Source organism: Bacteroides gallinaceum (assembly GCF_030373775.1).
In the GTDB taxonomy this organism is placed as follows: domain Bacteria; phylum Bacteroidota; class Bacteroidia; order Bacteroidales; family Bacteroidaceae; genus Phocaeicola; species Phocaeicola excrementipullorum.
Genome location: NZ_JAUDEN010000051.1, coordinates 1 through 12,341, shown reverse-complemented (window position 1 = coordinate 12,341; position 12,341 = coordinate 1). Strand labels below are relative to the sequence as shown.

General features: G+C 50.6%; 5 protein-coding genes and 1 pseudogene. 2 read left to right on the top strand and 4 right to left on the bottom strand.

Annotated features, from left to right (window positions below):
- Nucleotides 1-246, bottom strand: a pseudogene (locus tag QUW60_RS14705) (glycoside hydrolase family 88 protein); the annotation flags it as partial.
- A 389-nt stretch (nucleotides 247-635) separates the two neighbouring features.
- On the opposite strand from QUW60_RS14705, the gene QUW60_RS14700 reads away from it, so the two are divergent.
- Nucleotides 636-1,865 carry a sulfatase gene (locus QUW60_RS14700; protein ID WP_289561431.1) on the top strand — a complete coding sequence of 410 codons (1,230 nt, stop codon included), beginning with the start codon at nucleotides 636-638 and terminating at the stop codon, nucleotides 1,863-1,865.
- Between the two features lie 191 nt (nucleotides 1,866-2,056).
- Here the strand turns inward: QUW60_RS14700 and QUW60_RS14695 are convergent, their stop codons facing one another.
- The 3 genes from QUW60_RS14695 to QUW60_RS14685 form a co-directional block, all read right to left on the bottom strand.
- A complete protein-coding gene (locus tag QUW60_RS14695; protein WP_289561429.1) occupies nucleotides 2,057-4,888 on the bottom strand; it encodes a M60 family metallopeptidase in 2,832 nt (943 codons plus the stop codon).
- A gap of 304 nt (nucleotides 4,889-5,192) precedes the next feature.
- Entirely contained in the window at nucleotides 5,193-7,094 is a 1,902-nt protein-coding gene (locus QUW60_RS14690) for a RagB/SusD family nutrient uptake outer membrane protein (RefSeq protein ID WP_258338810.1), read from the bottom strand.
- A gap of 7 nt (nucleotides 7,095-7,101) precedes the next feature.
- On the bottom strand, nucleotides 7,102-10,299 hold the full coding sequence (locus tag QUW60_RS14685; RefSeq protein WP_289561426.1) for a SusC/RagA family TonB-linked outer membrane protein: 3,198 nt from the start codon (nucleotides 10,297-10,299) through the stop codon (nucleotides 7,102-7,104).
- Between the two features lie 451 nt (nucleotides 10,300-10,750).
- On the opposite strand from QUW60_RS14685, the gene QUW60_RS14680 reads away from it, so the two are divergent.
- Entirely contained in the window at nucleotides 10,751-12,283 is a 1,533-nt protein-coding gene (locus QUW60_RS14680; RefSeq protein WP_258338808.1) for a M60 family metallopeptidase, read from the top strand.
- Nucleotides 12,284-12,341 lie beyond the last annotated feature (58 nt).

Here is a 12,341-nt window from a genome sequence, read left to right as displayed (position 1 = left end):
AAAGCCCGAAGTCCACATGTAGACGCTCGCCTTCGACACTGTCCCGTCCTTGCGCGTGCTGTGAGGCATCACACCCTTGCCGTCCTTGCCCTGGGCAGGAGTCTGCAACATCAGCCGGTACTGCCCGGCCGCAAAAGTCATGTTCTCCTTAACGAATGCCTTCTCCGCATCCTGCGCGTGGAGCAGACCGAACGCGCAGGACAGGCAGAAAGCCGCAATCATTTTTACCTTGCTGTTTCTATTCATAAACGATAATTGTTTTAGTTGTGGCGGCATGCGCAATCCGCTCGCGACACGCCGCCACGGTTCATTAATTCAGTTCAATGTCATGACGCAAAAGTAGGAAATCCAGCACATGCACTGGTAAGGATTCATCCAAAATTAGGGGATATATCATGTGCCCTTTTCGATTTAACATACGGACGCAAGGGGAGATTTTGTCCAAACCAGCTACAAATGCGGCCAACGAATGAGTGTTAAAGCCTTCTTTACACTAAGTAAAACTCTATTTATCAATATATTATATTTTTCACAAAGACCTGCATCTGCACGTATGCCTTATTGGACTATTTATTCCCGCCGCATAAATAAAAATACCTATCTTAGAGCCTGCGAAAACAATGAAAACTACTGACATGAAAACATCATTCAAACAACTCGTCAAGCAGACAGGATGGCTGTCGGTCACATCCTGCCTGTGCTCGCTTTCCTTGCATGCGCAGGAAAAGAAAAACGTCCTGTTCATCTTTGTCGATGACCTGCGGACGGAATTAGGATGCTACGGAAGCCCGGTACAGACACCCAACATCGACCGGCTGGCATCACAGTCTGTCGTATTCCGGAATGCCTATTGCAACGTGCCGGTAAGCGGCGCTTCACGCGCCAGCCTGCTGACAGGCGTATATCCGGACTTTGAACGAAAAAGATTTGTCGATGCCGAAACATACTCCCAAAACGACCTGCCCGGAGTCACCACCCTCCCTCAGGCATTCAAGGAGCAAGGATACCATACGGTTTCGTTAGGAAAAGTGTTCCATCACCACGACGACCGCACGGACAGTTGGAGCGAAACTCCGTGGATTGTAAGTCCGGCAAGCGGCGACTGGGCAACCTACAACAAATGGAATGTATGGAAAAAGACCGTCGAAGAAAAAGATCTGCATCCCCGAAGTCACCGGGGACCGTATTATGAGTCGGCCGACCTGCCGGACAGCTGCTACGAAGACAACACGATTGCACGGAAAGCGATACAGAAACTGGGCGAACTGAAAGAAAGGAAAGAGCCTTTCTTTCTGGCTGTCGGTTTCAGAAAGCCGCACCTGCCTTTCATCGCCCCGCAAAAATACTGGGATCTGTATGAAGAAGACAGCATAGCAATTGCCGGCAACAGATACCGTCCGTCGGGACTGCCCAAGCAGGTGCAGAGTTCCCGGGAGATCTGCCAATATACTCAAACAGACGATACATCTTCCGAAGCTTTCCATCGGAAAACCCGGCACGCCTATTACGCCTGCGTCAGCTTTGTCGACATCTATCCCACCCTGTGCAAAGCCTGCCACATCCCGCTGCCCTCGCATCTGCAAGGAAAAAGCTTTCTGCCCACACTTGTCCAACCGCAAAAAAAGCACCGCCCCTATGCCTACATCCAATGGGTCAAAGGAGAGAATCTGTTGGACGGACGGTACAGTTACGCCGAATGGCATAATGACGCACGGCAACTGACCGGCAAGCTGCTGTTTGACCATCAGGCGGATCCGGACGAAAACCGGAACGCAGCCACCAGCGAACAATACGAGAAGCAGACGGCTGCATTTGGCACACAGATGAAAAAGGCAAAAGAACAGAAACAAATGAAAAGCATATAAGAAAAAGAATGCCACGGCCGGAACAGAAGTTTCCGGCAGACATGAAAAAACAATCTCCAGCTTAAAGATACATATCTTCAGGTTAAAGATGTGCATCTTCAGGCTGGAGATTTATATCTCTAGGCTAGAGATATAGAATTTCACACAGCGTCATGCGTCTGATGACGGCACTCCGCCATGATTCAGACGGTTCAGAAATTCACCGGCATACGGTTGCCTGCAGCCGACACTGCGTATACCGTAAAACCGCTTGCCCAGTCGGTAGTCAACGTAAACTCGCGGCTGGACGATCCCGGAGCGATGCCTTCGGACACGTAAACCAGTTTGCCCGAAGCGTCTTTCACTTCGAAAGCTGCCACATGCTGCCAGTTGGCCAGCGTAACGGTGTTGCCGCTGCGCGAAGCTGAGCCTGCAACCACATTGTCTTTGTTCTTGTAGCTGTCCACCATGTAGTCTGTGATATACTCCAGAGCCACATCGGGCTTGGCGTAACCCAATCCTTCCACACGCGCTTTCAGATTGTCAATCTGCTGCTGCGTCACTGTAAGGCGGCCCTTGCCGTAGTCGTCGATTTCCGTATCCACCGGAGTCAGGAAGCCCCACTTGCCGAAGAAGTCAAGCAGATTGGCCTTGGCATTCACACAACAGTTGTATACGAATTCCAGCTGCTGTTCGCCTGCCGTTTCCAGATCTTCGTTTGTGCGGACATATTCATACACGTCGGGATAGAAGCCGCCCTTGTCTGCCTGCTGAGTCGGCGTGCGGCCCAGTACCTTTCCGTAATACAGTTCCAGCTGCCAGAAGGGGACGAGCTTGCGGAAGACGTCAGTTTCCTGCGCATGAGCGATTCCCGGAACCATCAGACTGTTCCACGCCTTGTTGTAGAAGTCCTGCAACTCCAGGCGGGAGTCATTTCCAAAGATGGTGGTCTGGATGTAAAGAGCCGTAATGTTGTTGGTCACCTCCGTTGTTCCGAGCCACTTCAGTCCCGGACGTGTCTGGTTGCTGTGGCCCACTTCATGCGCCGGACCCCAGCAGTCAGTTGTCCGCAGCTTGTCGGGATCGGTCAGAGCGTCTATCGTTCCGGCCGAATACGAAGTGCGGTAGCTGGTAGAATACATGTAGCTGTCAGAGTACATCACGTTGAAATACATGCGGTTCTTGAACATGCGTCCGTATTTCTCCAGTCCCAGGAACACCTGTTCGTTGTACACCAGCTCGTCATACGTGTCAATCAGTTCCTTGCCGTCCCGGGTGTTGTTCACGAAGTTCAGCGTGGGGAACGTGAGGTGAGCGTACTTGCCTACCACATCGAAATGCTTGTCTACGGCGGCGGAGAGCAGCTCGTTCCAGCGTCCTTCGTGTGCCGGATTCTGGCTGTCGAAATAGCCGTTCACCTTTCCGGAGGCGAAGTGCAGCGTGATTTCGGGTGCCGTTTCATAGTCGGCCGTGTGATACATCACGTACACCAGTCCCTTTTCTTTCATCTTGATGGTATTGATGCCTTCCTTCACCGCATATTCATTTCCTCCGAATCCGTCTTCTCCCGGCGTATCCAAATTCTGCACGCGGATCTTTACGGATTCCTGTCCCTTCAGGTCGGCCATCACCACCAGGTTCTCGTCAGCAGCCACCTGAATGCCGGTCGGATTGTCAAGCAGGCTGTAGGTGGTAGTCTTGTTTTCCTTAGCCTGCACATCCGGATGCGGATATGCCTTGTAGTCGGCAATGCGGAACTCGCGCGGATAGCGGTCGTTGTACATGTACCATGCCATGTTCTTGTAGAACGAGTGTTCGCAAGACAGGATATCCTGTTCCGTAACGCCCGACTTCAGTTCCGTGCAGGCGGGGTTGGCGAAGAGCGTCGTCCAGTCAAAGGTGTTCGGGTCTTTCTTGTAGAATTCCATTTCGCAGCAGCGGCATTCTCCTGTGTCCCAGCTGTCTTCCAGTGTAAATTTAACTTTTGTCACTCCTGCTTGAGGCTGGTTAAAGTCAATGCGTGTGGAGCCGCTGTTGTTCTTGGCCAATTCACCATCAAACACAGTAGTATATCCGGCCGTCCGGTGTACGTTCACGTCCGTATAGACTTCAATCTTTACTTTCTTGAAGTGCCCCTTGTAGCTGGCTATATAATTGACATAGTCAATGTCCTGCGGTTCGTCAAACGTAAATTCAAACCATTTGGGATATTTCGGATCCTGCCAGTTGCTCAGCCAGCCTTCATCTTCGCCAACAACCGCAACACCGTCTATCATCTTCGAATAATCGCGGTTCGGCCTCCAGTCACCGTCCATTCCTGTCACGCTGCTGGGTGTCACCTTGATATCATTTCCTGTTTCAGGCGCTCCCGGTTCGTAGCTGCCCAGCCCCTTTTGGCTGACTGTAAATGTAGCGGCCCCGATATCCTCGCTGCCTTCCACATCGTCTACAGTAATCGAAGCGTTGCGCGCTTCTCCCTTATTGGGAAGAACAGAGAAGTGATGGGTTTTGGTCACCGTTTCATAAGCGCGTGAAGAAGCCGAAGCGGTTTCCTGAACCCAGTCGCTGCCAGCAAAATCAAAATTATAAGGCACGTTGGCAGTCACGTCAATATCGAACTCGCCGCCTGTTTCGCTCATGTTCACCACAGACTCGGACACCAGAATGGCCTTTCCCCATCCCAGCTGCGCTACAGAGATGGTATCTGTCTGCGACAGCGCTTTGATATACAGTTCGCCGCGACGCACGTCCTTTTCCGTGTTTTCAGTGATGTTCAGCGTCAGGTCGCCCAGCTCGTCCTTCGTTGCCGTACACCAGTTCTCCAGTCCGTTGCCATAACCTACGACATATTCTTCATTGCACTTCACCTCCAGCTGATAGGTTGTGGCAGGCGAATCAAAGTTCAGGGAAGTTTCCGCTACCTGCAGGAATGCGCCGTTCGGAATGCTTTCCCATTCATTTTCGTCCCAGCAGCCGGACAAGCCGCCGAGAAGAGCAGCAGCCGCAAAGAGAGCCGCCGTCTTCGTTTTCAGAAAGTTGTTCATGTTTTCCATGTTTTACGAATTAATCCGTTAGAAAATAAGTGTTCATTCTAAAAAAGAATACAGACAATGCAGCCGATAACCGGCACACACGGGATACGACAATCCCGGATGCGCATCAATATATACGGAATCTGCATTGCCTGCGTTCCCTTATCCCTACGTAGCAATCTTTCTTTTTTTACCTTTCTTCCGTGTCAAAAGCAACGGCGGGCCTGTCCCCGGCTCCTTCCCGCAAGCAGGGAAACAACCTTAAGCCAAGCCGGGCATATCCTGTTCCGGCCCGCCGCCATCCGACATTCCTAAATCAATAGTACGGATTCTGCACAATCTGCGGAGCCTTGTTTATTTCGTCCTGCGGAATCGGCATCAGATACTGCCCCTTATGGAAGCTGCGCTGCAACGGCAGATCCATCGGCGTGAAATCTTCGATAGTTTCAGCCAGCGTGTTCAAACCGCGGTCGGGCATGCCCACAAACTGTTCGGCCACCTTCCAGCGGCGGTAATCGAAGAAAAGATGCCCCTCAAAGTACAGCTCGTTGATACGTTCCTGGCGCACAATCTGGCGCAAGCCATCCTGTGTGTCCTGATAGCCGGGGTTGGTGGAGTAGTTGTTCCATGCCTCGTCTACCGAAGGAATGCCGGCACGCTCGCGAATCTTGTCAATATAAACCTTGGCTTCATCCAAGCGGTTAAGCTCTACCAAAGCCTCAGCGTAGTTCAGATAGATTTCACCCAAACGGAACTGTACCATCGGGCACTCGATCATAGCTCCCTGAAAGCTCGGATAAGACCATTTTTTATTGGCAAATCCAGAAATAGAATACTCAGCGTCTGTACGATTACCGCGTCCGTGCGGATCATTCTTCAAAAACTGCAACTTAACAACTCTCTTAGCCGGATCACCGTTGCCCGGATCCTTGTCTTCATAACGGTTGAACTCAAAATAACCGTTGTGATATCCCACCCAAGCATAGAACCGGGGTTCACGGTGAGTGGTCAGGCTCATCACCTTGCCCGCCGATGAGCCGCCATCGTAATTGTTGCCATCATTGTTTACGGGAGCGTCAATGTATTCGTAACGGTTTTCATAGTCATAGGTTTTGTCCATATCCATAGGCAAACCGTTCTCTGTATAGAAACGCTCCACAGATTGCAATGTAGGACATATAACGCAACTAATGCCGCCTTTATATGTTCCTGAATTCTGCCGAGGGGCTGTACGGCGCTGGATTCCATAATATTCTTCATTACGCGTATCGCACCAGATGACTTCCGGATTATTATTAAAGTCCAGAATCGTATAGCGTAGACGACGCTGAGCCGCATTGGGCAGTCCCGGCTTGTCATCGGTAGGTGTGCCTGCCGCCGCATCATCATACAGATGGAAGCCGGCCTTTTCCAGTTCATCAATGGCATACTTCGATGCATCGGCAGCCTTCTGCCACTTTTCCACACTATACTCCTGCGAAATGAGGTGACGTCCGTCTATCGGGCTGACAAAGCTGCTGTACATCTCCGAGTTTCCGTTGAACAAAGGCGAAGCGGCATAGAGGTACATGCGCGACTTCAAAGCCAGTGCCAGCAAACGAGTGGCACGTCCGTAATCGTCGCCGCTCCACGTGTCGGGCAGATGGGGAATGGCTTCATCCAGCTTGTCATTAATGAACTGCACCACTTCATCGTAGCTGCTACGCTCGGGGAAGTCTGCGATAGGCGTGTTTTGGTCAATGACACCGCGGATAATCATGGTCGGTCCGTAGGAACGCAAAGATAAGAAATGATAGTAAGCGATCAGGAAATCAGCTTCTGCCTTATAGGTGACTTTTGTCTCTTCGCTGACATTCGTAGAGAAAACGTTCTCCAAAGCTTCCTCAAACTTATAGCACTGACGGATACCGTTCCACACTGTGGCCCATGTTTGGGTAGTATAACTTAAGCTGGAAGGACTGTAAGTGCCATACTTGAAGGTAGTGAACAGCTCCTTGGTCACAGCCGTCATTTCTTCCGGCAACCAGTAAGAGCCGGGGTATTGACGAGGCAAAGGCATATATCCGTAGCAAGAATAAAGGTAACCTTTAATGGAATTGGGAGTCTTCCAGGTATCGGACTCTTGCGCACGTTCATCCGGCACAATGTCCAGATAGTCGCATGATGTCAGCTGTCCGGTCAAAGCCAGAGCAAGCATCAGTTTATATAGATTCTTCATCGTTCGTTTATTTGTTGTTGAATGTTACTTGTACACCGAAATTAAACACACGCTGGGTCGGATATTTCAAGCCGCTTCCGCTTCCCATTTCCGGATCCCAATAGTCGAAGGGTGAGAATGTCAGCAGGTTGCTTCCGCTTACATAGAAACGCCATCCCTTATACGTATAGCCGATTTCCGCGTTCTTCAGTTTCAGGAACGCACCGTTGCGCAGCCAGAAAGTAGACGAAGCCGTGGTGTTCGGGTTGTCAAGCTTCGACAGACGCGGGTATTCGGCGTTGGGGTCGGGATTATCCTCGCTCCAGTGGCTGTCGGCAATCCATTGGAACACGTTGTTGATGCCCTGCGAACCGAAAGGATGGAAACCGGACATCAGGATAGATGTCTTGGCGGCACCCTGAAAGAAGAATGAGAAGTCCCAGTTCTTCCATTTGACAGAGGGTCCGAAACCGTAGACGATTTCCGGATCTTTCGGATTGCCCACATACATACGGTCGTTGCTGTCTATCACGTTGTCATACTCGCCTGCATAGTTGGGAAGGTTCTTATACCAGATATCACCCGGCTGCGGGTCAAATCCCAGATTCTGTTTCGGGTTGTTCTTGATGGTAGCTTCGTCGGGGAACAGACCGTTGGCTATATAGAGCAGATACTGTCCGTCGGAATGACCGATGGTAGAGAGATTCGGATATTCGCGGAAAGGCGGTTCGTCGCGCTCCAGAATGGTGTTGTGAGCATAGGTGAACGTTCCCTTGAACGAGATGAACAAGTCTTTGTTTACCTGCTTGTTATAGTCTACTGCAAAATCCACACCTTCGTTCTTCATCTTTCCCAGATTGCCGTAAACGGCTGCGCCTGCCATTCCGAGGAACTGGGGAATGGTACCTGAACGGGACAAGAAGATGTCGCGGCGGGTTTCCTTGAAGACATCAAACGTAAGGTTCAGCGAATTGAAAAGCTGCAGGTCCATACCCACATTCCATTTCTCGCCTACCTCCCAGCCCAACTGGGAATTATAGTAACGGTTCCATTTCGGACCGCTCAGCTTAATATTCTGATTAGTACCGGTGACATAACTGGGACCACCCGAAAGCGAGATATCTTCCAGATAGGCAAAACGGCCGGCTGTTTTGCTGGTATCATCGTTACCGACCAGACCCCACGAACCGCGGATCTTCAGCATGGACACTACCGGACGGAGCTTCTCCCAGAAATCTTCCTCCGAAATGGTATAACCCAAGGCAAACGAAGGGAAGAAACCGTAACGGTTGTCCGGAGCAAAGTTCTCGGAACCGTTGTAACCGAAATTGGCTTCCGCCAGATAACGGTTGGCATAGGCATACGATATACGGCCCGCTATACCCTGCTTGCGCTTCGGCAGCGAACTGAACAAATCGCTGGGGATATTGGTGTCATACTGCTGGCGGTTGAAGAGGAACATCACGTTCAGGGCATGCACGTCGTTGAACGTATGGTTATAGTCCAGCATGGCCTGCAGATACATGTTGCGCTCGCCGCCATGTCCGCCCGTCGTATTGATGGCAGTATCCACCTCCTTGTTTGTATTGCGTAAGGTATAGTCCATCGTTTCGGGATCATAAGACTCCAGTTCGTAACCGTTGTATGCGCTGCTGCGGTGAACAATCGTGATATTCTTGTTCTTGTAAGAGAACAAGCCGCTGAACTTCAGGCCGGGGAGCAGCATGCTCAAGTCCTGCTCAATCTTGAAGTTGGCAGTCACGATGCTCTGCATGTTGGTCTGGTAGCCGCGCACATATTCAGCTACCGGGTTTCGGAATCCTGTATCATACGGTCCGCCCGACTTGGCACCCCACATGATATCTTCCGTAACGATGCCTCCCGTGCCTGCTGGGTACATGATCGGGAAGTCAACCGGGTTGGCAATCAAACTGTAGGCAAAGATATCGTTCACCGACATGTTCGGACCCTTCCAGTCCCTTACCGAAAGGTTCAGTCCCAACGAAAGTTTAGTTGTCGGCGTAGCGTATACGTTCAAATTGTTGATGAAATCATAGTTCGTTACACGCACGTTGTTGTTGTAAGAGAAATAGTCCGAACTCATGGAATTCAGGTTACCGTCGCTGTGCTTGATTCCGGCACTCATGAAGTAATCCATCTTCTTGCTTCCGCCCCGGATATTGAAGTTGGCCTTCTGCGAGAAAGCGTTCCGCTTGAACATCTCGTCATACCAGTTCACGTCCGGATAAATGTAAGGATTCAAATGATTCAGCGTTCCGTTAATCTTGTCCTCGCTGTAAGGCGTGCCCGATGCATTGGGACGAGTCAGCGCCTCGTTATACAAGTTCATGTAAGTCACGCCGTCCACCGTCTGGGGAACGTCAGTCAACTGAGTCAGCGCACCTTCCAGACGGAAATTGATGATCGGTTTGTCCAGATTCTTACCCGACTTGGTCGTTACGATCATGACACCGTTGGCACCGCGCGTACCATAGAGGGCGGTAGCCGTGGCATCCTTCAGAATAGAGAATCCTTCAATAGCTTCAGGATCAAGGGCATTCAGTTCCTGCGCACTGATTTCCACACCGTCCAATACAATCAGGGCACCCGTCGCGCCGCTGAACGTAGACTTACCGCGAATCCAGAAGTCTGCACCGTCGGCACCCGGCTCACCGCTTCGCTGCACGGCAATCACACCCGACAGACGGCCGGCGAAAGAAGAGCTCAAGCTGGCAGAGGGCACACGCAGATCCTCTGAACGCACCTGGCTGACCGAACCTACCATACTGGCTTTTTTCTGTCCCACACCGAAAGCGGTAACCACAACTTCTTCCAGCATTTCGGCAGACTCATTCATTTCAACCATGTACATTTTCAACGAACCGACTTTCACTTCCTTGGTTTCATAACCGATGTAAGAAATCTGAAGCACATCGCCTTCTTTACAATTCAGACGGAATTGCCCGTCTACATCAGTCATGACACCATTGGTAGTCCCTTTCACCATTACAGTCACCCCGATCAAGGGTTCGCTTGTCTTGGCATCCGTTACCGTACCTGTAATCTCATGTCCTTTCTGCTGTACTGCGCTGACTGATGCGGCCACATCCTTCGCCAGACTCTCCGCCGGAATAGCGCAGGCCGGGAAAGCCGACAGCCACAAAGTACCTCCTACCAATAGGCTGGAAATACAGCCTTGCAACAGGCTCTTTTCTTTTTGATGCATAAGCATTAAATTTTAAGTGTATAAAAAGTATAAATAAAACTTTAATTAGAGTTTTTCTGTTTGCAAATATGCAAATCTATTATAATAGACAAGGCTTATATTTTCTTTATCGAAGTACACGTGTGTCCATCCTTTTATTTTTAACACTCGGACACAAGGATACATATCCGTCCAAAAAGGGGATATATAATCCAAGACATAAATGTTAACAAGCTGCTTTACACTTCATTATAACGGAACAAGCCTTAAATAGCCCTTCTGAACAAAAAAATCCCTGCCTTGTTCCGAATCTCCCCTGCGACGACCGGACAGAAAAGCTAAAAAGCAAAGCCTGCACGCACAAGTATACACTTTTGGACGCAATCTGCCGTAACATTAAAAGATAAAGGCTATTTTTGCCAAAGAGTTAACAACCATTTTATGAATAAACATTAACGAAAGAACTACTGACATGAAAACACTCAGAACATGGACGGCGGCAGCCTTGTGCTGCATCGGCACTTCCGTTCTCGGACAAACCGCTTCGTATTCCACCCAGGCCATCACGAAAGACCTGAATTACTTCAGCGACTGGACCGCTTCGGAACTGGGAAAGAATTTCAAGAAAAAACAACTGAAAGAATTCAGCAGTCCGCTCATGAAGCAACTGGCCGAGCAGATGCAGGCCGGCACTTACCAGGCCGGACTCTTGCTGAAAAGCTATAAGCCCGTCCCTTCGAACGAGACACTGGAAAAGGCGCTCAAACTGTATGACGGATACAGCCGCTACGAAAACATCACCGGCGTTTACCTGGAAAAAGGCGAAAACGTGGTGCTGGCCGGCGACCTGCACGGACGCAGGGTTGCCTTGCTCATACCCGACTGGATGCGGCAGCCGACTCCCGGCTACGAACCAACCAAAGACCCGGAAGGCTGGGGACTGAAAAGACAAAGGTATGAGCTGCACGAGGGTGTCAACGTAATCAACGTGGAAAAGGCGGGCAACGTCTATATCGACTACTTTGCCGACGATCCGGAAACCGCGCCTGCCATCACCATCCACTTCGTGACGGGAAAGGTGAACGGATTCTTCGATGCGGAAAATCAGACCAACGAAGACTGGAAACGCCTGCTTGACAATGCCGTAAGTCCCGTGATGGACGTAAAGACACGCTACATGCAGCTTGCCTATCCGGTGGAATACCTCAAGAAGTTCCGCTATGAAGAGGGCAAGGAACTGGCCGAAGCCTACGACAAGATCATGGAACAGCAATACACCTTCAACGGTGCAGTCAAATACAACCGCATACCACCCAAGCGCATTCTGGCACGCGTCAACTTCAACTACTTCATGTTCCGCGACGGCGACGGGGTTGCTTTCCTCGGCAACGACGGCACGATGAAATCGGCATTAGGTCCGGACATCTACAAGGACTGGGGAGTGAATCACGAAATCGGCCACGTAATGCAGATGCGTCCACAGCTTACCTGGGGCGGGATGACCGAAGTGAGCAACAACCTCTTCACGATGTATGTGGCGCGTCAGGCAGGCCAGCCCAGCCGTCTGAGCAAGAGCCACAATTATGAACACGCCCACAAGAATGTGGTAGAAGCAGCCGAAAAGCCGTTCATCATGTGCGTAAAAGACCCGTTCGAAAAACTGGTTCCCTTCTGGCAGCTTTACCTGTATGCCCAGGAGAAAGGATACAAGGACTTCTACGCCGACCTGATGGAATACATGCGCACCCATCCGGACAAAGGCCACGGAAACGCCTCCATCAACAACATGTATGAGTTTGCCAAAGTGAGCTGCGATTTGCTGAAGACAGACCTGACCGACTTCTTCGAAGCATGGGGATTCTTCGTTACAGGCACATTCGAGGTAGGCGACTACGCGAACTACCGGTTTGAGATCACGCCCAAGATGGTGGAAGATACCAAGAAGTACATCGCATCGAAGCATTATCCCAAACCTGGAAAGGACCTGACTTTGCTGACAGACTAAGAAACTGTTTTGAATTTATCGTGTGCTGATTTGGGATGAGTTTTTGAGGCATTTCCGT

What these genes read in the sequence shown, in the direction of transcription:
- QUW60_RS14700 (WP_289561431.1), top strand. Translation starts at nt 636, where the DNA reads ATGAAAACATCATTCAAACAACTCGTCAAGCAGACAGGATGGCTGTCG.
- QUW60_RS14695 (WP_289561429.1), bottom strand. Translation starts at nt 4,888, where the DNA reads ATGAACAACTTTCTGAAAACGAAGACGGCGGCTCTCTTTGCGGCTGCT.
- QUW60_RS14690 (WP_258338810.1), bottom strand. Translation starts at nt 7,094, where the DNA reads ATGAAGAATCTATATAAACTGATGCTTGCTCTGGCTTTGACCGGACAG.
- QUW60_RS14685 (WP_289561426.1), bottom strand. Translation starts at nt 10,299, where the DNA reads ATGCATCAAAAAGAAAAGAGCCTGTTGCAAGGCTGTATTTCCAGCCTA.
- QUW60_RS14680 (WP_258338808.1), top strand. Translation starts at nt 10,751, where the DNA reads ATGAAAACACTCAGAACATGGACGGCGGCAGCCTTGTGCTGCATCGGC.